This is a genomic window from Niallia taxi (assembly GCF_004005475.1).
Lineage (GTDB): Bacteria > Bacillota > Bacilli > Bacillales > Cytobacillaceae > Niallia > Niallia taxi.
The window spans coordinates 739,644-762,220 of record NZ_RZTZ01000002.1 but is presented as its reverse complement, the minus strand read 5'-3'; the positions used below and the strand labels follow the sequence as shown (position 1 = coordinate 762,220).

The following is a 22,577-nucleotide window of genomic DNA, read 5'->3' as shown; positions in this document are numbered from 1 at the left end:
AGAGCGAGTCTATGTGCGTAATGGAATGAACTTAATTTTCATTCCATACTAATAATATAATTACATGGCCCAATGTCTGAATGCAGAAATTATTTTGTCTCAGTCCCATGCTTATTCCTGATTTTCACCAACGATAAATGTAGACTTTTTGTCCATTTTCAAGCCAATAATACATAAAACAATAACAATAATAAATGCTATAAGAGCCATAAGCGGTATAGTAATAAAGCCTAATAAATGAAAATAATCCGTTGTGCATGACACCCTGCCGCATGAGCCTAGCTCTGGCGGAAACAGCATAATGTAATTGTGATAGACAGAAATAACAAAGCCGATGCTTGCTAACGTTAAAAAGCTCCAAATTTGATTATAATCTTTTCTTATAATGGCTAAGCCGACAATAATCGGTAATGGGTACATAAATATTCGCTGAAGCCAGCATAGTTTACATGGCTCAAATTTCATAATTTCAGAAAAAAACAAGCTTCCAAACGTGGCAATTGTTGAGACAACCCATATTGCCATTAACAGTTTCTCTTTATTTTTTGTTTCCACATTAATTACCTCCCTTATAGCTAAACGAACACTTAATGATAATAATATTTTAGTCAGAGCTTGTCCCTAAGAATCGATTCTCATTACCAAGTTCCCTGTTCATCCCTCACTATTATAGATGATTAAGGAGGTATTGACTATAAGTCCCTATCTCCTTAATCGTCAGCTCAATCTGCTTGGGCAATTACTTCCAAGCTGCCATCCTCTGCATGGTGAATGATATTAGTGATTTTGTAAAAACTTTTATCAATTTTAATTGTCTCGCCAATGGATGGTGCTATCTGAAAGATAATTTGTTTAGACTGCCAGCCTTTTCCTTTATCCTGATACAGCGTGTTTAATCTTACCAAAAGCATCACCTCCAATAACATGCGCCTCTCCATAGCATATAACCATGTTTTTATGTTTATGACATTCCCTATGTTCAAATATAATGTGTACTTGCATATAAAAAAACAGGACAATAAATTCCTGTCCTGTTTTCTAATGATACATCATTTCCTCCTTTAACAAATGCTTAAAAAACTTTCTAAACTTTTTTGCAAGTATGTACGGTGCCTAATTTTGAGTCTCCAAGAACATCGCACATTAACAGCCCTAAGTTTCCATTAGAAGTAAAAAAAAACAGACCCTCAATATTTATCGTATCAACAATTCTTCAAACAATCTAACATTCGCCCTATACACCTGACTAATTTCTTTAAACCCATACCTATATACATTAAAACGTGGAACAATAACCAATGATTTTCAATAAAATAACTTTAACTAAATATCATATGAGGGAAGGATTTTTATGGGGGCTATTAATGGGAAAGCTTTTATGGAAAGAATGGATAACTTGAATCCAGAAATTTGGCTGGACGGCAGAAAAGTCACGCAAAAGCTGTCAACACATCCAGCATTTAAAGGAATACTAAAGGAAAAAGCTGCACTATATGACTTGCAGACAAGCTTAGATTTGAAGCAGCTAATGACATTTCCTTCCCCGGATACAGGCGAACATATTGGAATGTCCTATTTGCAGCCAAAAACAAAGGAAGATTTATATAAGCGCCGTAAAATGATGGAATGTTGGGCAAAAGCAAGCTTCGGGATGATGGGCAGAAGTCCTGATTATTTAAATACAGCGGTAATGAGTTTGGCTTCATCAGCAAGTCTGCTTGCAGGCAAGGAAAATTGTTTCCCTGAAAACATTGTACGCCTTTATAAAGAAGCTAGAGAGCGTGACTTGACTTTTACCCATACTTTTATTACCCCACAGGTGAATCGGTCACAAATATTTTTAGAAGATGCAAAAGAACCTATCTCTGCTAAAGTCATCGCTCGTACCTCTGAAGGATTAGTTATAAAGGGAGCGCGTCTTTTGGCAACACAGGGTGGCATAACAGACGAGGTGCTTGTTTTTGGTGCACCAAAGTATGATAAAAATGAGGCATTCGCCTTCAGTATTCCTTCTAATACACCTGGACTTAAGTTTATTGGCAGAGAGTCATTTGCAGGCGGGAAATCTCAAATCGATCATCCATTAAGCTCTCGATACGAGGAAATGGATTGTATCCTTGTATTTAACGATGTATTGGTTCCATGGAGCCGTGTATTTTATTATGACAATTTAGATGCAGCAAACGAATTTTTAAACAACAGCTCCTTCCATCATTTCGCATTACATCAAGTTTTAATTAGGCAAATCGTCAAAACGGAATTTTTATTGGGAATTGCCGAATTAATCATTGATACAATTGATATAAGAGAATACACTCATATACAAGAAAAAATGGCGGAAATCATCATTACACTTGAAACGATGAAAGCGTTATTAGACAAATCTGAGAACGATGCAAGTTACGATAATTGGGGGGGCCTAGTACCCAGCATTACTCCCCTTCAGGTTTCCAGCAATATTTTTTCAAAAAATTACCCTAGATTTGTTGAAATCATTCAATTACTTGGGGCGAGCGGACTCGTTACATTACCGACAGAAGCAGCCTTTCAATCTGAGATTAGAAAGGATTTACTTCAGTATTTGCAGGGTGCAAATAAACAGGCAGTTGACCGCAATAAAATTTTTCGTTTAGGCTGGGATTTAACGATGAGTGCTTTTGGCTCGAGACAAACACAGTATGAAAGATTTTTCTTTGGCGATCCAGTAAGATCTGCTAGCAGCTTGTACCGAAATTATGCTTTGGATGAGCATGTACGCTCTGTAAGTAACTTCTTACAATTAGGAAATTCAGAAGATGACAATCCGACAAATCAACAGCCAATCTAACTCCATTTTTTAATGTTGATCTAAAGGAATTTTCAACATTGGAGATATTATTAGGATGGTCGTTAGACAATAGCTTTAAACGGATATGGTTGATTTCTTGTACATATTAAATTAAGTTCTCGGGAAAACTTAATTTGAATCATATACAAGGAGGCAAATCACCATGAAAAAAGTGAAGCATATGCTTGCAGTTGCTGCTCTAATGACAATCATGACAGGTTGTGGCAATGATGACGATAATAATAACACAGCCATGAATGATGATAATAATAATACTGCAAACAATTTAAGAGATAATAGTGTTGGCTATAAAACAGATGAGCGTAAAAAAGCCAACCTAGATGTCGCAGACAAAGCAGCAGATAAAGTAAAAGATATGAAAGAAGTCAAGCGTGCTGTCGTGATGAAAACAGACGAAAATGCCTTTGTTGCTGTCCAGCTTGAAGGCAATCAAGAAAACGGTGTAACAAATAAGCTAGAGGATAAAATTGCCGATCGTGTGAAAGATACAGATAAGGACATCGATAACGTGTACGTATCCTCTAACCCCGATTTTTTTGATCGATTTTCAAATTATGCTAATGACATTGAAGATGGAAAACCAATCAGCGGTTTATATGACGAATTTGTCGAAACAATCAGAAGAGTTTTCCCTAATTCACGCTAACAAAAGAAAGATGCCCATCCAGTAGGATGGGCATCTCTTTATATTAATAAGGATAGTAAGGGTAGGCTGGATATGTGTATGGGTACGGGTATCCCCCATATGGATACCCATATCCATATGGTCCACCGATAAGTGATCCAGCAGCAAGACCTCCAAGAAGTCCTGCAGCGAAAGGAAAGCCAAATCCATACGGACGGTATCCCCACGGTCTTCTACCATAGCCAAAATGGCCAAAACCAAAAGGCCTTCCAAATGGTCTTCTTAAATCAGTACTGTTAATTGGATAATTTGCAGCTATCTCATTCATCTCTATATTACCTCCTCCTGTAATCCTTAATACGATATTCACCCAGCCCTTATTTTGTCTAGGTGAATTCACTAATTGAGGAGGAAAAATAAAAAGGACATGTTTTTTTTTCGATAGATTGTCTTTACATGTTGCTTGGTGCAAACAAGGAAGACATTTTTTCTCGATCATAATCCAGTAACCAATGATTATAATTCTTATAAATCGCGTGCAGGCTGCGTTTACCTGCAGCGATAATATCACACCCACGATCATCATACAGGTGATAAATTATCTGCTTCGTGTCATTTATCAAGTAAATGTTATAGCCAATCCGCCTATCTCCTCTTAGAATAGTTTGCGAATCACCCATATCTTCATGGCATATTGCCTTAAGCAAGGAAGCATATCTTATTTCGGACTTGTTACAAATAAGACTAAACCGATGGGTAACTCCATCTTCCTCCTCCAATTCAGGAAGTGTTTGGTGAGATAATTGATATAATTTTTGTTTACTTTTTATGAATTTAGAATATACATTCAGTGGACGCTTCTGCAGATACTTGTTGCTTTTGAAAGTATGGACATCTGTCACAAAAATAATGTTATCGTCGATTGCAAACACCTCATTGAATAATGTGGTGGAACGTTCATAAGCTTGGCTCATACCACCCTTTTCATTCCATTTGATTGGATCTGCGATTTCAAATCTTAATCCATAATTCCAGCTGTAAAATAACGGTGGTTTCAATTCTAAATCTTTAAAATAGCTTTGTAAAAATGCATTAACCTGGTTAGTCAAAACAGCTTCTCCTTCGCTAAATAAATAAAAATATTTTTTGATTCGATAAACAAATGTTTATAACTAAGTGAAAAAATCATGGAATTTGCCGATATAACAAATATAGTGCATTTGTGGGGGAATAGCTATGGATAGAAAATACTTAAATGTCATGGAAGAAATCGTCGAGTCTCTCGTAACCTATTTATTGCTCAGTCCCGATTTTCAGCTTTTTTGTAAATGTGAAAAATGTAAAATGGATATAATTGCATACAGCTTAAATAATCTGCCACACCATTATGTTACAACAGATAAAGGCAGAGAGCATGTTTTTGAGCAATTAAACACAGACGAAAACCGTAAATGGATTAACAAACGAATCATCAGTGCGATTTATCTTGTTGGAAATTATCCAAAACATTTGGACGAACATTGATGGCTCATACTTATATTACGACCTATAAAAGAAAAACCAGGCAATCGCCTGGTTTTTCTTCATTTCTTTAGTTAGTTGCAGGCTTTGTTGTTGCATTGCTTTGTTTTTCAAGCTCTTTCACTGCACTTTCGCTTGTATCAGCACGTTTAACAAAGAAGGCAAGAATCAATGCAATAATATTAATTACAAGTGTTACGTAAAAGGAATATTGAATACCTTCTAACAATGCTTTCTGCGTAATCAGCGCTGCAGAGGATTGTGTGATTGTTGCAGGGTCTACACCTGCCATCATGCTTTCTGCGTTGTTTTTTGTCACAGTATTCATGATGGTAACTAATATTGCTGTCCCGATGGAACCTGATACCTGCTGTGCTGTATTATTAACAGCTGTTCCATGTGGATTCAGACGTGTAGGAAGCTGATTTAAACCATTTGTCATAATTGGCATCATTACCATCGACATTCCGAACATACGAAGTGTATACACAAGTATGATATACGTATGTGTTGAATCAAGCTGCAGATGTGCCAGCATATATGTGGACAATCCTGTGATAGCAAGGCCAATGACTGCTAAAACACGAGGTCCAAACTTATCAAACAGTCTTCCAGTAATTGGTGACATTATTCCCATAATAATTGCACCAGGAAGCATCATTAACCCTGAATCAAGTGGTGAAATCCCCCTTACGTTCTGCACGTATGCTGGAGTTAATATCATCCCTGAGAACATGGCAACAGCATTAACGATGGCAATGACGGAGCCAAGCGCAAACATTGGATATTTATATACACGCAGGTCAAGCAGCGGCTCTTCCATTTTTAATTGGCGGATAATGAATGCAGCTAAAGCTAGTGCACCGGCAATTAATGTTGTTAGCACAATTGGATCTGTCCAGCCGTCAGAGCTTGCAGAACTAAATCCATAAAGCAAACCGCCAAATCCGATAGTTGATAACACAATTGAAATATAATCAAGTGTTGCATTTTTGTTTTGATTCATAACGTTTTTCAGCTTCCATACTGCAAGCAGCAAGCTAATAACAGCTAGTGGAAGAATCATTTCAAAAAGAAGTCTCCAATCGTAATACTCTACGATATAACCAGATAATGTTGGTCCGATTGCAGGAGCCGTAATCATAACTAATCCGAAGATACCCATTGCAGCTCCACGTTTTTCACGGGAGAAACTGATTAACATAATATTCATAAGTAAAGGACCCATTACAGAAGATCCTGCAGCTTGGATCATACGTCCAGCAAGCAATGTGCCGAAGTTAGGCGCAAATGCTGCCAACGCCGTACCTGCCGTAAAGATAGCCATTGATGTAATAAATAGGCTTCTGTTTGAAAAACGGGTCAAAAGAAAGGCTGAAGCAGGAATCAATATACCACTCACAAGCATATAGCCTGTTGACAACCACTGTACTGTTGAATAATCGTCAATTTTTAAATCTACCATAATGGATGGCAGCGCAACGTTTAAAAGGGAGTTATTCAAAAATGAAACGAAGGCTCCCACAAAAAGTATAGCAATCATCAAATAGGGGGGTTTTTTTTGTTGTAAACTTGAATCCATCTAATTTATCTCCTCACTGTTTTTAACTAATCATGTTATTTACCTTTAGTTTGCTTTACTCGCAGCTACTTTATGTTGTTCGCCTTAACACTCTGTCTTGCAAAATCCTCTTTTTAGCAGCTTCATTTGCATCAAATAGCTGTTTTCTGCTTCTTTTGCGGTAAGATCCTTCACAAACATTTGCACTAAATTATGAAAGGTAACAGCAGTCATTACCCTTACCATGTGATGTAATTCACTTTCATCCTCTATATTCAGCATGCTTTTATCAATTGATTTAGAAATGTTCTCAAAATGACTTTTTTGGTTTTCTTCATATACATTATTGGCTAAAGTATTCTCCAATTTATAGTTCATATTCAAGAAAGCATTTTTAAAAAAATTTGCTTGGTCTTTATCTTTATGAGTACTTACCATAAATCTAAAGGACTCAATAAACGTTTTAAACAAGTCACCATTGTTTTCCTGTAATATCAACAGAAATTTTCCGGTATTTTTTTTAGAGGTTTCGCTCAATAAATAGAAATACAAATCCTCTTTATCATCAAAATATTGATAAAAGCTACCTCTTGGAATACCTGCACTTTTAATAATATTTGCAATGGAAGCTTCATGGAGCGGCACTCTTGAAAACTCCTCTTTAGCAGCAAGTATTAGTGTATCCTGCTTATCCTGAGCTAAGTGAAAAAAAGTTTGTTTTGGCATAACATAACCCTACTCTCTTCATATGACACTGTGTCATATCTAGTAACAAAATTTATTATATGTGACACAGTGTCATATGTCAACATAAAAACATGACAATGTGTCATTTTCGTGATTGCTAATTTTTAGGGGCATTTTTCTTACATGATGTTTCACCCTTTATATGGAAAAGTAAATGAACAAACAAAGAGCTAGGAGAAATCCTTTTAAAGAATGACCTCCTAGCTCCATATGTGGTAACACATTATCTGTTCTTTTGCTTGTCAATTTCTTCTTTTAAACGACCTTCAGGGGCAAAATCCTTTTCCCAATTTGGCGGCTTAATGATCTTTCCATCTTCTTCCCTGAATCTCGGTTTTCCATCTTCAAATAGCTTGCCCATATTTGCCTCTTGGACAATATTGAATAAATTGAACGGTTCAACTCCGGCAATAACAAAGCTGCCTTGATTGAAATATTCCACATCTGTTAATGCATCCATTTGTGCCACAAGCACATCATCGACAGGTTTTTTCTCTGTCATCATTTTATCTGCTGCTTTATGGAGTCCTTTAAGAAATTGCTGGAATAATTCCTGGAATTTCTCTTCCTCACCTGCTGCAGTAGCGTAAAGGAATTCCACAAGCTCTTCTCCTGTCCAAACAGCTCTGTTAACAGCAGTTTTTTCCGCAATCGGCTTTGGACTTTCTCCTACTTGGTGGCCAAATGCCTGATGAAAATCCTTTACCATCTTATACATTATGTTTAAATCTTTATTTTGTTCGTTAGCCATACCGTACTCCCTTTATCAATAGTCTACCATGAGTATTTTACCATTATTGTTCCCAATATGGGACTTACATTCTGTTTTTTTTTGAAATCCCCAAAAAAATCACGCGATTTTCTTTTATATAACAACGTTTTAGACCAAGCAGCTGTAAACATAATAATCAAGTGAAAAAACACTAATTTACTAGCATTTAAACCCCTGTTATAATACTAGAGGAAAGAGGTGTTGAATCAGTGGATATATTCAGTATTAAAGAATTATCAGAGGTTATACGTCATGTCGAAATTGAAGGTCAAGGAGGTATCTTTACAGAAGAAACCGGAAAACTGCCAAAGGATTATCCAAAAGAATTTCTGAGTCGAATTGTTAACTATATATCCGACCGAGTATTAATCGAAAAGATTGATGCTTTAACCGAGGATGAAGCACTTCATATGTTTGTTAAGTCTGTTTATATTGTGCGAATCAAACATTTTGAAAGTACAAATTATATTGAGGAAAATGCAATCATAGAAAAAGTTTTTGAAGATTATATAATGGAACCTTCCGCGCTGAAATAATTGCGCTCACTTTAGATACTATTTTCAGGCTGTTTAGCATTTTCTGCAAAAACAGCCTGAGATCATATATTTCACATAAACGCTTAATGCTGTTCCTTATTGCGGTTAATATTGTTTGTGATAAATTCCACAATAGTTTTCTTCGTAATTAATTTTTCATACTTCTTTTGCGCCATTAAATTATTTTTCCAGTCAGAATGCTTTCTTTTCGTTTTCAGCTCATAAGTATTCATAGCTTCCACACCCTTTTCGTTCATTCTAACGTGTTTATACCCTCCTGCCGCTAACTATAAACGCCTAATCCCGATATTTTTGATCTTTTTTTGAAATAATAATATTTACCTGTTCCTTTTTCAACTAGTAGAGTACAATAATAAACATTAAACAAGCGAAGAATAGAGGAGAAACATGGATATTAGGCAGCTTATGTATTTTGTTGAAGTGGTTAAACAAAAGAGCATGACAAGAGCATCAGAAAAATTGCATATTTCACAGCCTGCTTTAAGCAAGGGGATCAAAAGCTTAGAAGAAGAGATTGGAATGACACTCATTAACCGCTCCAATAAAACCCATGAATTAACAGATGCCGGTCAGATTGTGTACGAATATGCACAAAAAATTATGGCGCAAATGGATGAGATGGCAACTACTCTTCATGACATGACAAATCTTGCAAGAGGAAGCATTACAATAGGCATTCCGCCAATGATTGGGAGTTTATTCTTTCCTAAAGTAATTGCTGCATTTCATAAAGCCTATCCAAATATTCATATCAATATAAAAGAATATGGAGCTGCTAAAGTTGTTAAGAGTGTGGAAGAAGGCGAGTTTGAAATTGGTATCGCTGTATTGCCGCTAACCGATGAATCTTCCTTTAACGTTTTTCATCTTGTAAGTGAAGAAATCAAACTAATTGTAAATGAACAGCATAAGCTTGCAGATCGAAACCAAGTCCATATGAAGGAGCTGAAAGAGGAGGAATTTATTTTTTATAGCGAAGAGTTTGCACTGTATGAAATGATGAAAAGAGGCTTTATTAATGAAGGATTTGAGCCAAACATTATTTTCAAAAGCTCACAATGGGACTTTATGATTGAAATAGTGGCAGCAAACCTAGGAATCTCCATGCTCCCAGAATCAATATGCAGCAGAACTACGAACAATCAAGTACGATTTATGGATTTAAAGCCAGTAACAAACTGGCAATTGGCTGTCATAACAAAAAAAGACCGCTATCTTTCTGTCGCCGGAAGAAGGTTTATAGACTTTATTCTTCAGCAGTAGCTGCCCTTCTGCCCTTCTTCCCTCCCCCTTCCTCCTTTTGTCATCTCACGGCCTCATCATAACTTATAGTTATATTAATTATAATTATTATGTATTTTACGAATACCAACAATCATCGTATTATATCCATATAGTTAATCTTTTGAAATATGTACTTTCATTGATTGACATTAGGAAGGTGATTGTATTGAAACTAATCATAATAATTGGGCAAATTGCTTTTATACATCTTTTTCTTTTTCTAGGAATGGGAATAAAAATGGTTGTGTCAGTTCCACTGCCGGCATCCATGATTGGTCTCATTTTTTTATTTATAGGATTGCAGCTTGGCTGGATTAAATTAAAATGGGTGGAGCAAGGAGCTGCCTGGCTGTTAGCAGAGCTACTGCTGTTTTTTATTCCTTCAGCAGTTGGAATCGTTAATTATGAAGAGATTTTTAACATGAAAGGCGTCGAAACAGTACTTCTCATTGCTGTCAGTACCTTTATAGTCATGGGTGCGACAGGTTTTACAGCCGAAAAAATCTATAATAGAAAGAGAAGTTTTCATAAATGAATATTTTACTGTTTACAGCGTTAACCTATTTATTATACAGGCTGACAAAGTGGAGCTATAAAAAGTGGAAAAATCCCTTATTGCACCCACTCCTGCTGGCACCATTAATGTTGATACTTGTTATCAGCTGCCTGCATATACCTGCTGGCAACTATACAGATGCTTCCAGATTTTTAACTCATCTGCTTGGTCCTGCAACAATAGCATTTGCAGTGCCAATTTATAAACATAAGCATTTGCTGAAGAAATACTTTGGTGTCATGCTTATAAGCGTCACAACTGGAACGGTTGTTGCTATTGTTTCTTCTTATTTCTTTTCTATGTTCATTCACTTAAGACCTGATTTTATGATCAGTATCCTGCCGCGTTCGATTACGACTCCAATTGCAATAGAAGTTTCACAGGAAATCGGCGGGCTGCCGCCATTAACAACAGTATTTGTTATTCTGACAGGAATCATTGGAGGAATTATCGGCCCATATGCGATTAAATTTTTGTCATTGAAATCACCGATAGCCAGAGGCTTAGCGTTAGGTATGGGTGCACATGGTGTAGGAACAACAAAAGCAATGGAATTTGGAGAACAGGAAGCAACCTTTTCAACACTTGCGATGATATTAGCTGCGTGGATTACGGTTATTTGGGGTAGCTCTCTCATCCCATTATTAATGAATATAACGAGTTAAAAAAAAACTAAAATCCAAAAGGATTTTAGTTTTTTATTTTGAATAAATGCTATTATTATTGACGACTTGTAATTCTCTAGTCGTTTGTGCCATATCACTGCCGCAAATTGGGCATTTCGGTGTTTCACTGCTTTTAAAATTGTCTCGTATCCAGCACTTACATGTTTCAGATACACAATCCCAAATTACTACTTCTTCTTTTACAACTTCCTCGTTATTCTTCCGGCCAAAACCCATTGCCAAATGAAACACCTCCATGAAGCTTTTGTTTGTTTCGGCTCTGGATACAATGCCAGAGTACGTTCGAGCCGATAAAAATAAAAAATCACTTGTAAACGTAAGAAATCTACAGACTAGACCTTAAAAAACAAGTGACAAAACATATCTATCTTTTAACCTATCTTATTATTATAGCACATTTATAAAAAAAAGTCAAATATTTAATATTTCATAGTAACATATTTCATTTCAAATGAAAAGCATTAGCTATCCTGAAAGCAATATGATATTATTTTCGAGTGTGCAATAAATTCACCGATACTTTCAAATACTAGCAAGTATTAACATAGGAGGCTAACACAAATGAATATAACAGAATACACAGTTGAAAAGCTTCAAGATCCTACAGGTATTTTATCAGGAGACCGTTATGAATTTATCTTACAGCTTGAAGAAGAGGAAGATGATGAGCTGTTTGAGGACGGAGCAGTTGAGCTGAAGGTATTATTTTTCGTTGATGAGAAGGAAATGAAGGTTTTAAATTATCATTTCCATAACAGCAGTCAGGATAAGTACTTAGACTTTGCTTTAGAGGATGAAGAGCTCCAAGAGATTCACAGCTTTTGCAGCAGCCACTATGCATCAGAAGAGGCTTAATCTACATAAAAAGGAGCAGGCTAATCCTGCTCCTTTTTCTCTGCTTATACTTCCACAGACTTTCCGTCTTCAACAATATGATGCATTAAATGTGCAAGGTAATGAATTGGACCAAATTCTTGTTCATCCGCTTCTTCCTCTTCATCCTCATCAATTTGCAGATCATTCAAATGCAATGCAATAAACTGATAAAAATCCTTTAACTCAAATGAATAGCAAGCTGATGGAGATTCATTCTCCTCTTCATATTGAAGGACTAAATAAGATTCTTTGCCACTTTCATCCACTGCATCAAAATAGATGAAAAAGCCGATATTTGTATCAAGCTCAAACAGCTGTCTAGTTCCACCGCTTGTGACACGATTGAAGTCCTCTTCGCTTAATTTTTGGACTGTAATATTTTCCATACCGTCTTCTTTATGAAATTCAACAGTATATTCCTTCATATATAAGCACCTCTTTCTTAATCAGCCTTAATTGTAACAGACTTTGTCCATTTCGCAAAAAACATTAACCTAAAAAATGAACAATGCGAAAAAGAACCCTGTACATACAGGGTTCTTTGAGATAAGCATATTAAAGTTTTGTTACGTTAACAGCTTGTGGGCCACGTGCGCCATCTTCAATATCAAAGTTAACTTCTTGGCCTTCATCTAATGTTTTGAAACCGTCTGTTTGAATTGCAGAAAAATGTACGAATACATCATCTCCACCTTCTACTTCGATAAATCCAAAACCTTTTTCTGAGTTAAACCATTTTACTTTACCTGTTGCCATTTTATTGCCTCCTAGATTTAAATAACCAGGATATACATTTATATCCTTCATTTGTACATTTTAACCATTATGACGAGAAATTAAACATAATCCAGAAAATATTTTTTATTAGTCTCTATTTCTATTTCTGTTTCTGCTTCTTCTTTCTCCGCCGCCGCCGTTGCCGCCGCCACGGTTGCGATCATATCCACGTCCGCCTCTGTCACCACTACGACGACGTCCGCCGCCGCCAGAACGGTCACCTTTTGGCTTTTTAGAACGAAGCGGTTCAACAGCAGTTAATCTAACTGGCGTTGCATCCGGCTCTTTTGTAAGAAGCTTTAATGCACTTGCAAGCAATGTAACAGAATCCGTTTCTTCCAGTAAAGTTTCCGCAATACGCTTATATTCTGCGAATTGGTTCTCTTCAACCGTTTTTTGGATTTTGTTGATTGTTGCCTGTTGGTTTCCTGCCAATACATCAGTAGTTGATGGAATTGGGTTTTTAACCATTTTTTTCTTCGTTACATTTTCAATGATGCGAAGGTGATCTACTTCTCTTGGAGATACAAATGTTACTGCATAACCTTTTTTACCAGCACGGCCAGTACGACCAATACGGTGAACATAGCTTTCTGGATCTTGTGGAATATCAAAGTTGTAAACATGTGTTACACCGCTAATATCTAATCCGCGGGCAGCTACATCTGTTGCTACCATGATATCAATTGTTTGCTCCTTGAAGCGACGGATTACTTGATCCCTTTTACCTTGAGGAATATCACCATGGATTCCTTCTGCAGAATATCCACGTTTGATTAATCCTTCCACTACTTCATCAACACGTTTTTTCGTTCTTCCGAATACAATCGCAAGATCTGGTGATTGGATATCAAGAAGACTGCATAGTACATCAAATTTTTGGCGTTCTTGCAGCTCAATAAAGTGTTGTTCAATATTTGTAACCGTCATTTCTTTTGCTTTAACCTTAACAAGCTCTGGCTCCACCATGAAGCGCTCTGCCAATGATTGAATTCTTTTTGGCATTGTTGCTGAGAAAAGTAAAGTTTGACGTGTTTTTGGTGTTTCACTCAAGATTCTTTCGATATCTTCGATGAAGCCCATATTTAGCATTTCATCTGCTTCGTCCAAAACGATCATTTTTGTATCTTGAAGACGAATTGTTTTTCTTTCAATATGGTCGATAAGACGTCCAGGAGTTGCCGCGATAATTTCCGGCTTTTTCTTTAGTCCGCGAATTTGGCGGTTAATATCTTGTCCACCATAGATTGGCAATGTACGGATACCTTTTACTGCACCGATACGGTTAAGTTCTTCTGCAACCTGTACAGCCAATTCTCTAGTTGGAGCGATAACAAGACCTTGAACAGCTTTACCAACTTCGATTTTTTCCAAAAGAGGGACACCGAATGCTGTTGTTTTACCTGTTCCTGTTTGTGCCTGTCCAATCATATCTTTACCTGCAAGACCAATCGGAATCGCCTGTGCTTGAATTGGTGTTGGCTCTTCAAAACCCATATTGGATAATGCTTTTTCTAAACTGCTGCTTAAATTAAAATCTGAAAAAGTCGTCAATACTTTTTCCTCCTTCGTTATTGCTCATTGCCTTAAATACTTTTAAAGAATGTTGGTCGTCCACATTGGATTCCCTAGCCTATTTTACCCAAATTGGTAGGCATTTAAATAATCTAATCTTGAGAAATATTGGAGCAAGAGCTTTGTATAATTATGATAAATATATACTCTCCACTTCCATTCACTTTTTTTCATGTTCCAAAACATTCTGGAAAAAGTATTAGGGGATTTAAATTCCTGATGAAAATGATTGGTCCTGTGGAGCGATAGCGTACTACACTAAAAAAAGGTGATGCATTAAGGAAAGGCATCACCTTTAATCTAAAAATTATTAAGCTTTGTTTACGTTAGAAGCTTGAGGTCCACGGTTACCTTCAACGATTTCGAAAGTTACTTCTTGGCCTTCTTCTAAAGTTTTGAAACCTTCTGATTGGATAGCGGAGAAGTGAACGAATACGTCTTGTCCTTCAGTAGACTCGATGAAACCGAAACCTTTTTCTGCATTAAACCATTTTACTTTACCTGTGTTCATTGTAAAACCTCCAAAATTGTGTTACACCTTTAAGAACTTATATAAATCTTAGGAATCAGTGAAGCATCGCTACCTTTTCGGACATAGGCTGTATTTGCAACCATGACCAACAATCCTTAAAAAACATATACCGAACTTACAAGCGTTATATACATCATATCTTCAATATGGACTTTTGTCAATTAACTTTTTTTATTTTCCTTCTGCTGAATCAACTGTATGCTTCAAAAGCATACTGATTGTAACGGGACCTACACCGCCTGGAACGGGAGTTATTGCTGATGCATTTGCAAGACAAGCCTCGTAATCAACATCTCCAACATTACCTTTATTGTAGCCCGCATCAAGTATAACAGCTCCTGGTTTAATCCAGTCACCTTGAATAAAGTTAGGCTTACCTACTGCTGCAACAACAATATCAGCCTGTTTGACATGCTCAGCCAGGTTTTTAGTGCGAGAATGACATGTTGTTACGGTTGCATCTTCATTTAAAAGCAATGCTGATACTGGCTTACCAAGGATAGGGCTTCTGCCAACTACGACTGCATGCTTTCCGCTTGCGTCAATCCCATAATGCTCCATTATTTTCAGTATAGCAGCAGGTGTACAGGATGGGTACTTTCCGAAGCCCAAGGCTGTTTGTCCATAGCCTAGGCTTGTTACACCATCAACGTCCTTATCTATAGCAATTGTTTCAAATGCCTTTCTTTCATCAATATGGTCAGGTACAGGATGCTGAAGCAAAATTCCATGTACGTTACTATCTTCATTTAAAGATTGGATGGTCTCAAGCAGCTGTTCTGTTGTTGTCTCTTTGTCTAAATGGATTTTTTTGCTGTCAATTCCAAGCTTAGCACACGCATTTCCTTTCATGCGTACATAAGTAGCGGAAGATGGATCTTCACCAACAAGGATCGTTGCAAGACATGGTGTGATTCCTTTCGTCTTTAGTGCATCGATTCTGCTTTTCAATTCTTCCTTTACAGCATTTGCTACTACATTTCCATCTAATATTACTTTCTCAGACATGTATATCCCTCCAGGTATTGTGTTAGAAAGGTTTATCACCTTTTGCCCAGACGACCGGCTATACACCTTTTCACAGCTCCCATATGGTTCATTCCATTATTGTCGTCAGTCACTGCGAAACGAATCTATTTACTAGGTTATAATAACATAGCTCTCATTTTATGAAAACAAGTTTTGACATGAAAAAAGGCATCTCCTGTTAATTTAGGAGATGCCCAGTGGTGAGTGCTAGCAATAGATCTTTGCTCATTATTATATGAAGAAAGTAGACCTATGTAAAATCTTGCACTTTTATTGGCATATATTTAAGGAATGCACTACTATTAGTGCCATTGCCTAAAACAATGAAAGCCCTACCTCTCTTTCATCCTTACGGCTCCGAGGCCGTGCCAGTGTGAATTTAGGTTCTATCAGTTAGAACGGCGGCAAAAATAACATTAACTGAGAATAATTTTTTGGAAGGGTTTAATCCGCATATGGAAGATTATTTTAATGTGATTTTTGGAGAAGATTGTTAAAGTGGTGTTTATTCTATATTTCAACTGTTCCTGGTTGGTTTGCATCTACATAACTTTACACAAAATCTTTTACTTTTATTGTACTAATCCGTTCTTGCCTCAAATACATACAAGATATAGAATACCCTATTATTTACATTTTGTCAACCGTACTGAATATTAGTAATAATATCCATAATCTAGCTGTAAACAACAACCCAACATAAGATTAGTAATAGAGTATGTTCCTAAGATGAGTTCGTTCCATTGTGCTCAACAATACTTACTATCCGCGGGGAGGAATGGTGCCTCCTCGGTTTAACCTGTGGGGTCTAAAGCGTCCTCTATTTCTAAGCAGGAGCCGATTGGCCTCCGCTCCATTTCACTAGGGTTTTCAATTATTATAATCGAAAAAAACCGAACTATTAACGTTAAAATAGTTCAGTTTTTTCTAGAATTCCTTAAGTTAAACCCTCTTTTTTAATTACATTATATTATTTAAAAGCTCGGCTGATTGTAAATCTGCTGGTATTGTTGCGTGTTGAATTTCTTTTTCGAGTTGTTGCTTGTGAAATTGTTGTTCTGCTTGATCCCATTCGTAATAGTTTGCCATATATGCTAGAACAGATTCTTTATGTTTTAATGCTTCTGTTATGTCAAATAAGAGCATCCCCGTTCTACGAAGCAGAACGTCGACTGGTGTCATCGCGAGTTCGCGCTGCATGGCATAATGGATTTTCGCCCATAGCAGGACAGGTAAGTTAAACTGTTGTGCCACTGCTTGCTTTTCCTTCACCATGCTGTAAATGTCTGGTGCGTTGCTTCCGTACATTTTCGCAATTGTCGCAGCGTCTTCTCTTGTCAAACCAGCATTTATACCTTCTGGAATGATCTTTTCCATATAGCTTTCAAAGTTGGCTGAACCACCAACTTTTCCTCCTGATATCGGCAAATGCTTTGTTTGACAGCCGCTAAAGCTCTTACCCTTTTCTGTTAATTTCTTACTGACAAGCTCAAGGACGGTTTCGGCCATTTTACGATACCCCGTCAACTTACCTCCTGCAATTGTCACTAGACCAGAATCTGATACCCAAATCTCATCCTTTCTTGAGATTTCTGATGGATCCTTTCCATCCTCCAAAATTAATGGTCTAACCCCAGCCCAGCTTGATTCTACATCATTTTCTGTAATAGTAACTGCTGGGAACATATATTTTATCGCGTTAAGAATATATGTGCGATCCTCCACTGTCATCGCAGGATTCACTGGATCTTCCTTATAGAAGGTATCTGTTGTGCCAACATACGCCTTACCGTTCCTTGGAATAGCAAATACCATTCTGCCATCTGGTGTATCAAAGTAAATGGCTTGTTTTAACGGGAAAACAGATTGGTCAATGACGATATGCACACCTTTTGTAAGCTGCAATGTTTTCCCTTTTTTACTGCCATCCTTTTCTCTAATCGTGTCCACCCATGGTCCTGCTGCATTAACAACTATATCAGCAAAAACCGAATAGGTTTCTCCTGTTAACATATCCGTTACATTTACTCCATTAACTTTTCCTTCGTTGTCATAAATCAGATTTTCCACTTTCGTATAGTTTAATGGAGTTGCCCCTTTTTCGATCGCTTCCTTCATTACTTCAATCGTTAATCTGCTGTCATCTGTACGGTATTCCACATAATAACCGCCGCCTTTTAGCCCTTCTTTTTTAATAAGAGGCTCTTTTGCAAGCGTCTGATCTTTTGTGAACATTTTTCTTCTTTCCCTTTTCTTGACACCTGCAAGGAAATCATAAACTCGCAAGCCAATACTTGTTGTGAATTTTCCAAATGTGCCGCCAGTATGAAAAGGAAGAAGCATCCATTCTGGAGTTGTAACATGTGGACCATTTTCGTAAACGACCGCTCTTTCCTTACCAACCTCTGCTACCATTTTCACTTCAAACTGTTTTAAATAGCGAAGTCCTCCATGGACAAGCTTTGTTGATCTGCTTGATGTGCCTGCAGAGAAATCCTGCATTTCCACTAATGCTGTTTTCATCCCTCTTGTTGATGCATCAAGCGCAATCCCAGCACCAGTTATCCCTCCACCAATGACTAGCACATCAAATTTGTTTTCCTGAAGCTGTTTTTTTAAGAAGTTACGATTCGTTTTCATTTGGATGTCCTCCTAAGAATAATGCCCAACAAAAAAGAGACCACAAAGAATCATTACCAATACGCGATAACGACTTTGTGGTCTCTCCAAATCTCCGGACATTTTATTAACTTGTGTTTATTATAACATAATTATATATATATTCATAGTATTTAGAATTGTATTATCCAAGCTTAATTTTTGAATGCCATTGTTGCTTGAACCGCTTTCTTCCAACCTGAATAAAGCACTTCTCGTTGTTCTTCTTCCATTGCTGGTTCAAATGACTTATCTAATCTCCACTGCTCAGCAATTTCAGCCTGATCCTTCCAGAAGCCTACTGCAAGCCCTGCTAAATACGCGGCACCAAGAGCAGTTGTTTCATTGATGACAGGTCTTTGTACAGGAACATCTAAAATATCTCCTTGGAATTGCATTAAGAAGTTGTTTTTTACCGCTCCGCCATCAGCTCTTAAGGTTTTGACACTAATGTTGGCATCAGCTTCCATCGCAGACAAGACATCTCTTGTTTGATAGGCAAGGGATTCCAGTGTTGCTCTGACAAAATGCTCTTTTGTCGTACCTCTTGTGACACCAAACATCGCACCGCGTACATCACTGTCCCAATATGGTGTGCCAAGACCAACAAATGCAGGAACTAAATAGACACCGTCAGTTGAATCTACTTTTGTAGCATATGCTTCACTGTCTTTTGCATCCTTCAGCATTCTGAGGCCATCACGAAGCCATTGAATAGCAGAACCGGCAACAAAGATGCTTCCTTCAAGCGCATATTCGACCTTTCCATTTAATCCCCATGCAATTGTTGTTAACAAACCATGATTAGAGCGGACTGCTTTTTCCCCTGTATTCATAAGCATAAAGCAGCCTGTTCCGTACGTATTTTTTGCCATTCCTTCTTCAAAGCAAGCCTGGCCGAACAATGCTGCTTGCTGATCTCCAGCTACACCTGCAATAGGTATATTCTTGCCGAAGAAGTGGTAGTCAATTGTATGTGCATACACTTCAGAAGAAGGTTTAACCTCTGGAAGCATAGATTTAGGTACAGTCAAAATTTCAAGCAGCTCATCATCCCACTTTAAATCATAAATATTGAACATTAAAGTACGAGAAGCGTTCGTATAATCCGTCACATGCGCTTTTCCGCCTGAAAGCTTCCAAATCAGCCATGTATCAATTGTACCGAACAACAATTGACCATTTTCCGCTTTTTCTCTTGCACCATCCACATTATCAAGAATCCATTTCACTTTTGTACCTGCAAAATACGCATCTATCAGCAAACCAGTTTTGTCTCTAAATAATTGGTTATGACCTTGTGCCTTTAGATCTTCACAAATATCATTTGTTTGTCTTGATTGCCAAACAATTGCATTATAGACTGGAACACCTGTCTCTTTATCCCAAACGACTGCTGTTTCACGTTGGTTCGTAATCCCAATACCTTCAATTTGGTCTGCCTTTATATCTGATTCCGATAAAACGGTTGCAATAACTGAAAGAATGGAACCCCAAATCTCACTTGCATTATGCTCTACCCAGCCTGGCTTTGGAAAAATTTGCGTAAATTCTTTTTGTGCCGAGTGTACAATTTCCCCTTTTTTATTGAAAATAATCGCTCTTGAGCTAGTAGTCCCTTGGTCTAATGACAAAATATATTTTTCCATCGTAATACCCCCTATTTGATTATGAAACTAGTCTACCATATTATTTCCTTCTATTATTAAGCTGCATTTTTCATTTTAATAGAATTATTGCTTTTTGTAGCAAAAAACGCAAACCCTAATATCACTATGCTAACGATGACTACTGGCCAAAAATAGCTGGAGATTGTTCCTTTATAGAAATATTGATAAAACACTGCTGCCAATCCTCCACCTAATACTGGTCCAACCACTGGAATCCATGCATATTTCCAATTAGAATCCCCTTTACCTACGATTGGAAGCAATGCATGAGCAATACGCGGCCCTAAATCCCTTGCAGGGTTTATAGCATAGCCCGTTGTACCTCCAAGAGACATACCGATCACTACTATTAGTAGACCGACTGCCATCGGGTTCAAGCCATCTGTAAAGGTTGTCGCACCAATGAAAAGCAAGCCTAGCACAAGCATAAAAGTACCAATTAATTCTCCAAGCAGATTGGAAAAAGTATGTGGAATAGCTGGCCCTGTTGCAAATACGCCCAACTTAGCTCCTTTATCGTCAGTCGCCTTCCAATGCGGTAAATAATGTAAGTATACAATAACTGCTCCAATAAACGCACCAAGCATTTGAGCTATGATATATTCAGGCACTTGATTCCATGCAAAATCGCCAGTTATAGCAAGCGCGATTGTTACTGCAGGATTAAGATGTGCTCCACTGATGCTGCCAACGGCAAATACTCCCATCGTAACAGCTAAGCCCCAAGCAATAGTAATAACAATCCACCCGCTATTATTAGAAAACGTTTTCTTTAAATTGCTTCCAGCAACTACTCCTCCCCCAAAAACGATTAAAATCATTGTACCAATAAGTTCACCTAAAAATGCAGACATCCAAACTCCCCCTTCTCTAAAAAAACAATAAGTTTATAAAACAGCAAAAAAGGAGAGCACAACAGAAAAATATCACAATAAATGTGAAAATCTGTGTGCATCTCCTTATCTCCAACACGTTTTATTAACTTGTAGATACATCATATCCTACCATGAAAACGCTGTCAACACGTTTGCAAGATTTTCTCTAGAAAAATAGTGAAAACTTTTTTTATTTGTCCCATAATGCTTTTCTTGATGTTGTAATACCCGCTGCTCCAGCCTTAATCGCATTTTCAACATCTGCTTCCGTACGAATCAATCCGCCAGCCAATATCGGAACATCTAGCCGCTCCTTTATTTCTTCAATCATCCAAGGCATTGTACCTGGCAGGAGCTCAATATAATCAGGTTTTGTTCGCTGTACCAGTTTAATGCTTTTTTCAATAGCATGACTGTCAAGAAGGAAGACACGTTGAATAGCGATTACATTCTTTTGTTTCGCTTTTAATATAACAGATGATTTTGTTGATATTAGTCCATATGGCTTAAATTCCTGACAAACATATTCTGTCGCATAATCGTCACTTTTCAACCCCTGTATTAAATCGACATGATAAATCATTTTTTTACCGGCATTTTTGGCAAGCTTACTTATGTTCTTCAGCTGTGATATATGTATTTCTAAAAAAACGCCAACCTCGTAACTGCTTTCCAAAAAAGCTTCAAATTCCTTTAAGTTGGATGATGCAGGTATTATTTTCTGTTCCATCATAGTTACCTCTACCCTGTTTTATTATCTATTTATTTTTTCTTTCTTCATAATAGCGGAAAACTAAGATACACACTAGTAAAAACGCAGAGCCTACAGCATATCCCCCAACAATATCTGTTGGATAATGTACACCTAAATAAATTCGGCTTGTCCCAATCATTAATATTAAAAAGCAAGCGATCAGAACAGTCGCTACTTTTTTTCCATTAGTCTTCCAAATATGAAGAAGTACATATGCAGCACTGCCATAAAAAATTAGCGATCCCATACTATGACCACTAGGAAAGCTATACCCATGCTCTGTAATTAAAGGGAGTATATCCGGTCTTTCTCGTTTAAAAATCCACTTTAGGAACTTATTTAATAATCCGCCAATCCCAGGAACACAAATAAGGAAAATAGCCAGAGAATATTTCTTGTACAAGCAAAGAAGCACTGCACCAACAGCAATGGCAATGGCTATAAATTTAATAGAGCCAAAATCTGTCAAAATCGAGGTCCATCTAGTTGTGGCATCTGTTTGATAGGACTGGACAAACTCAATGATATTTTTATCAAAAGCGATTATTTCTGCACCTCTAATTTGATAGCTGACAAATAAAAAAACGAGTATAAACAAAAAAACGATCGTAAGTATTGTACTGACATATTTGAGCGTCAGCTTTTTTTCACTTTTATTCAATAAAGTATACCCC

The 22,577-nt window shown here is 37.2% G+C and carries 27 protein-coding genes and 1 riboswitch; of the genes, 8 read left to right on the top strand and 19 right to left on the bottom strand.

Features of this window, described 5'->3' with window-relative positions; all coding sequences use genetic code 11:
• Positions 1-111 precede the first annotated feature (111 nt).
• Both EM808_RS08690 and EM808_RS08685 read right to left on the bottom strand, forming a co-directional pair.
• Positions 112-555: a disulfide oxidoreductase gene (locus tag EM808_RS08690; RefSeq protein WP_225314681.1), complete on the bottom strand. Its 444-nt coding sequence runs from the start codon at positions 553-555 to the stop codon at positions 112-114.
• A gap of 167 nt (positions 556-722) precedes the next feature.
• Positions 723-905, bottom strand: coding sequence for a hypothetical protein (locus EM808_RS08685; RefSeq protein ID WP_127737779.1), 183 nt, complete (start codon positions 903-905; stop codon positions 723-725).
• Positions 906-1,351: 446 nt separating this feature from the next.
• Between EM808_RS08685 and hpaB the strand changes: the two genes are divergently transcribed.
• The gene (hpaB, locus tag EM808_RS08680; RefSeq protein WP_127737778.1) at positions 1,352-2,827 is read left to right on the top strand and encodes a 4-hydroxyphenylacetate 3-monooxygenase, oxygenase component; all 1,476 of its coding nucleotides are present in this window, start codon (positions 1,352-1,354) and stop codon (positions 2,825-2,827) included.
• Positions 2,828-2,990: 163 nt separating this feature from the next.
• Positions 2,991-3,494 carry a YhcN/YlaJ family sporulation lipoprotein gene (locus EM808_RS08675; RefSeq protein WP_127737777.1) on the top strand — a complete coding sequence of 168 codons (504 nt, stop codon included), beginning with the start codon at positions 2,991-2,993 and terminating at the stop codon, positions 3,492-3,494.
• A gap of 43 nt (positions 3,495-3,537) precedes the next feature.
• Here EM808_RS08675 and EM808_RS08670 read toward each other — a convergent pair whose 3' ends face one another.
• Both EM808_RS08670 and EM808_RS08665 read right to left on the bottom strand, forming a co-directional pair.
• Entirely contained in the window at positions 3,538-3,801 is a 264-nt protein-coding gene (locus EM808_RS08670) for a spore coat protein (RefSeq protein ID WP_127737776.1), read from the bottom strand.
• A 124-nt stretch (positions 3,802-3,925) separates the two neighbouring features.
• Complete coding sequence (locus tag EM808_RS08665; RefSeq protein ID WP_127737775.1) at positions 3,926-4,582, bottom strand: DUF3885 domain-containing protein; 657 nt, start codon at positions 4,580-4,582, stop codon at positions 3,926-3,928.
• Between the two features lie 127 nt (positions 4,583-4,709).
• Between EM808_RS08665 and EM808_RS08660 the strand changes: the two genes are divergently transcribed.
• Positions 4,710-4,997 carry a late competence development ComFB family protein gene (locus EM808_RS08660; protein ID WP_225314680.1) on the top strand — a complete coding sequence of 96 codons (288 nt, stop codon included), beginning with the start codon at positions 4,710-4,712 and terminating at the stop codon, positions 4,995-4,997.
• A 67-nt stretch (positions 4,998-5,064) separates the two neighbouring features.
• Here EM808_RS08660 and EM808_RS08655 read toward each other — a convergent pair whose 3' ends face one another.
• The 3 genes from EM808_RS08655 to EM808_RS08645 all read right to left on the bottom strand — a co-directional run bounded on the left by EM808_RS08655 (position 5,065) and on the right by EM808_RS08645 (position 8,053).
• The gene (locus EM808_RS08655) at positions 5,065-6,576 is read right to left on the bottom strand and encodes an MDR family MFS transporter (protein WP_127737774.1); all 1,512 of its coding nucleotides are present in this window, start codon (positions 6,574-6,576) and stop codon (positions 5,065-5,067) included.
• Between the two features lie 84 nt (positions 6,577-6,660).
• Positions 6,661-7,281: a TetR/AcrR family transcriptional regulator gene (locus EM808_RS08650; protein ID WP_127737773.1), complete on the bottom strand. Its 621-nt coding sequence runs from the start codon at positions 7,279-7,281 to the stop codon at positions 6,661-6,663.
• A gap of 244 nt (positions 7,282-7,525) precedes the next feature.
• Positions 7,526-8,053 carry a pyrophosphohydrolase domain-containing protein gene (locus tag EM808_RS08645; RefSeq protein WP_127737772.1) on the bottom strand — a complete coding sequence of 176 codons (528 nt, stop codon included), beginning with the start codon at positions 8,051-8,053 and terminating at the stop codon, positions 7,526-7,528.
• 230 nt (positions 8,054-8,283) lie between these two features.
• On the opposite strand from EM808_RS08645, the gene EM808_RS08640 reads away from it, so the two are divergent.
• Positions 8,284-8,610 (top strand): hypothetical protein, encoded by a 327-nt coding sequence (locus tag EM808_RS08640; protein ID WP_127737771.1) that lies wholly within the window; start codon positions 8,284-8,286, stop codon positions 8,608-8,610.
• A gap of 83 nt (positions 8,611-8,693) precedes the next feature.
• Here the strand turns inward: EM808_RS08640 and EM808_RS28535 are convergent, their stop codons facing one another.
• Positions 8,694-8,843: a hypothetical protein gene (locus tag EM808_RS28535; RefSeq protein ID WP_164849599.1), complete on the bottom strand. Its 150-nt coding sequence runs from the start codon at positions 8,841-8,843 to the stop codon at positions 8,694-8,696.
• A 175-nt stretch (positions 8,844-9,018) separates the two neighbouring features.
• Between EM808_RS28535 and EM808_RS08635 the strand changes: the two genes are divergently transcribed.
• From EM808_RS08635 to EM808_RS08625, 3 genes are all read left to right on the top strand, one after another.
• The gene (locus tag EM808_RS08635) at positions 9,019-9,894 is read left to right on the top strand and encodes a LysR family transcriptional regulator (protein WP_127737770.1); all 876 of its coding nucleotides are present in this window, start codon (positions 9,019-9,021) and stop codon (positions 9,892-9,894) included.
• Between the two features lie 178 nt (positions 9,895-10,072).
• Positions 10,073-10,450 (top strand): CidA/LrgA family protein, encoded by a 378-nt coding sequence (locus tag EM808_RS08630; protein ID WP_225314679.1) that lies wholly within the window; start codon positions 10,073-10,075, stop codon positions 10,448-10,450.
• Positions 10,447-11,136, top strand: a complete 690-nt coding sequence (locus EM808_RS08625; RefSeq protein WP_127737768.1) for an LrgB family protein — start codon at positions 10,447-10,449, stop codon at positions 11,134-11,136. Before EM808_RS08630 ends, EM808_RS08625 begins: the two co-directional genes overlap by 4 nt.
• A gap of 33 nt (positions 11,137-11,169) precedes the next feature.
• Here the strand turns inward: EM808_RS08625 and EM808_RS08620 are convergent, their stop codons facing one another.
• Positions 11,170-11,373: a cold-inducible protein YdjO-related protein gene (locus EM808_RS08620; protein ID WP_182104154.1), complete on the bottom strand. Its 204-nt coding sequence runs from the start codon at positions 11,371-11,373 to the stop codon at positions 11,170-11,172.
• 345 nt (positions 11,374-11,718) lie between these two features.
• Here EM808_RS08620 and EM808_RS08615 point away from each other — a divergent pair, with 345 nt between their 5' ends.
• Complete coding sequence (locus tag EM808_RS08615) at positions 11,719-12,012, top strand: DUF6509 family protein (protein ID WP_127737766.1); 294 nt, start codon at positions 11,719-11,721, stop codon at positions 12,010-12,012.
• 44 nt (positions 12,013-12,056) lie between these two features.
• Here EM808_RS08615 and EM808_RS08610 read toward each other — a convergent pair whose 3' ends face one another.
• The 10 genes from EM808_RS08610 to EM808_RS08565 form a co-directional block, all read right to left on the bottom strand.
• On the bottom strand, positions 12,057-12,458 hold the full coding sequence (locus tag EM808_RS08610; protein ID WP_127737765.1) for a cytosolic protein: 402 nt from the start codon (positions 12,456-12,458) through the stop codon (positions 12,057-12,059).
• Between the two features lie 130 nt (positions 12,459-12,588).
• Positions 12,589-12,789 (bottom strand): cold-shock protein, encoded by a 201-nt coding sequence (locus tag EM808_RS08605; RefSeq protein ID WP_127737764.1) that lies wholly within the window; start codon positions 12,787-12,789, stop codon positions 12,589-12,591.
• A gap of 108 nt (positions 12,790-12,897) precedes the next feature.
• A complete protein-coding gene (locus tag EM808_RS08600; RefSeq protein WP_164849598.1) occupies positions 12,898-14,364 on the bottom strand; it encodes a DEAD/DEAH box helicase in 1,467 nt (488 codons plus the stop codon).
• A gap of 331 nt (positions 14,365-14,695) precedes the next feature.
• Complete coding sequence (locus EM808_RS08595) at positions 14,696-14,896, bottom strand: cold-shock protein (RefSeq protein ID WP_127737763.1); 201 nt, start codon at positions 14,894-14,896, stop codon at positions 14,696-14,698.
• 192 nt (positions 14,897-15,088) lie between these two features.
• On the bottom strand, positions 15,089-15,925 hold the full coding sequence (locus EM808_RS08590; protein ID WP_127737762.1) for a bifunctional 5,10-methylenetetrahydrofolate dehydrogenase/5,10-methenyltetrahydrofolate cyclohydrolase: 837 nt from the start codon (positions 15,923-15,925) through the stop codon (positions 15,089-15,091).
• Between the two features lie 37 nt (positions 15,926-15,962).
• A riboswitch (ZMP/ZTP riboswitch) is annotated at positions 15,963-16,048 on the bottom strand.
• A gap of 858 nt (positions 16,049-16,906) precedes the next feature.
• Positions 16,907-18,586, bottom strand: a complete 1,680-nt coding sequence (locus EM808_RS08585) for a glycerol-3-phosphate dehydrogenase/oxidase (RefSeq protein ID WP_127737761.1) — start codon at positions 18,584-18,586, stop codon at positions 16,907-16,909.
• A 173-nt stretch (positions 18,587-18,759) separates the two neighbouring features.
• Entirely contained in the window at positions 18,760-20,253 is a 1,494-nt protein-coding gene (glpK, locus tag EM808_RS08580; RefSeq protein WP_127737760.1) for a glycerol kinase GlpK, read from the bottom strand.
• Positions 20,254-20,309: 56 nt separating this feature from the next.
• Positions 20,310-21,128 (bottom strand): MIP/aquaporin family protein, encoded by an 819-nt coding sequence (locus EM808_RS08575; protein ID WP_127737759.1) that lies wholly within the window; start codon positions 21,126-21,128, stop codon positions 20,310-20,312.
• Positions 21,129-21,339: 211 nt separating this feature from the next.
• Positions 21,340-21,879, bottom strand: coding sequence for a glycerol-3-phosphate responsive antiterminator (locus EM808_RS08570; protein ID WP_127737758.1), 540 nt, complete (start codon positions 21,877-21,879; stop codon positions 21,340-21,342).
• A 28-nt stretch (positions 21,880-21,907) separates the two neighbouring features.
• The gene (locus tag EM808_RS08565) at positions 21,908-22,564 is read right to left on the bottom strand and encodes a phosphatase PAP2 family protein (protein ID WP_225314678.1); all 657 of its coding nucleotides are present in this window, start codon (positions 22,562-22,564) and stop codon (positions 21,908-21,910) included.
• Between the last annotated feature and the right edge of the window lie 13 nt (positions 22,565-22,577).

What these genes read in the sequence shown, in the direction of transcription:
- hpaB (WP_127737778.1), top strand. Translation starts at nt 1,352, where the DNA reads ATGGGGGCTATTAATGGGAAAGCTTTTATGGAAAGAATGGATAACTTG.
- EM808_RS08675 (WP_127737777.1), top strand. Translation starts at nt 2,991, where the DNA reads ATGAAAAAAGTGAAGCATATGCTTGCAGTTGCTGCTCTAATGACAATC.
- EM808_RS08670 (WP_127737776.1), bottom strand. Translation starts at nt 3,801, where the DNA reads ATGAATGAGATAGCTGCAAATTATCCAATTAACAGTACTGATTTAAGA.
- EM808_RS08660 (WP_225314680.1), top strand. Translation starts at nt 4,710, where the DNA reads ATGGATAGAAAATACTTAAATGTCATGGAAGAAATCGTCGAGTCTCTC.
- EM808_RS08655 (WP_127737774.1), bottom strand. Translation starts at nt 6,576, where the DNA reads ATGGATTCAAGTTTACAACAAAAAAAACCCCCCTATTTGATGATTGCT.
- EM808_RS08650 (WP_127737773.1), bottom strand. Translation starts at nt 7,281, where the DNA reads ATGCCAAAACAAACTTTTTTTCACTTAGCTCAGGATAAGCAGGATACA.
- EM808_RS08645 (WP_127737772.1), bottom strand. Translation starts at nt 8,053, where the DNA reads ATGGCTAACGAACAAAATAAAGATTTAAACATAATGTATAAGATGGTA.
- EM808_RS28535 (WP_164849599.1), bottom strand. Translation starts at nt 8,843, where the DNA reads ATGAATACTTATGAGCTGAAAACGAAAAGAAAGCATTCTGACTGGAAA.
- EM808_RS08635 (WP_127737770.1), top strand. Translation starts at nt 9,019, where the DNA reads ATGGATATTAGGCAGCTTATGTATTTTGTTGAAGTGGTTAAACAAAAG.
- EM808_RS08625 (WP_127737768.1), top strand. Translation starts at nt 10,447, where the DNA reads ATGAATATTTTACTGTTTACAGCGTTAACCTATTTATTATACAGGCTG.
- EM808_RS08620 (WP_182104154.1), bottom strand. Translation starts at nt 11,373, where the DNA reads ATGGGTTTTGGCCGGAAGAATAACGAGGAAGTTGTAAAAGAAGAAGTA.
- EM808_RS08615 (WP_127737766.1), top strand. Translation starts at nt 11,719, where the DNA reads ATGAATATAACAGAATACACAGTTGAAAAGCTTCAAGATCCTACAGGT.
- EM808_RS08610 (WP_127737765.1), bottom strand. Translation starts at nt 12,458, where the DNA reads ATGAAGGAATATACTGTTGAATTTCATAAAGAAGACGGTATGGAAAAT.
- EM808_RS08605 (WP_127737764.1), bottom strand. Translation starts at nt 12,789, where the DNA reads ATGGCAACAGGTAAAGTAAAATGGTTTAACTCAGAAAAAGGTTTTGGA.
- EM808_RS08595 (WP_127737763.1), bottom strand. Translation starts at nt 14,896, where the DNA reads ATGAACACAGGTAAAGTAAAATGGTTTAATGCAGAAAAAGGTTTCGGT.
- EM808_RS08590 (WP_127737762.1), bottom strand. Translation starts at nt 15,925, where the DNA reads ATGTCTGAGAAAGTAATATTAGATGGAAATGTAGTAGCAAATGCTGTA.
- EM808_RS08585 (WP_127737761.1), bottom strand. Translation starts at nt 18,586, where the DNA reads ATGAAAACGAATCGTAACTTCTTAAAAAAACAGCTTCAGGAAAACAAA.
- glpK (WP_127737760.1), bottom strand. Translation starts at nt 20,253, where the DNA reads ATGGAAAAATATATTTTGTCATTAGACCAAGGGACTACTAGCTCAAGA.
- EM808_RS08575 (WP_127737759.1), bottom strand. Translation starts at nt 21,128, where the DNA reads ATGTCTGCATTTTTAGGTGAACTTATTGGTACAATGATTTTAATCGTT.
- EM808_RS08570 (WP_127737758.1), bottom strand. Translation starts at nt 21,879, where the DNA reads ATGGAACAGAAAATAATACCTGCATCATCCAACTTAAAGGAATTTGAA.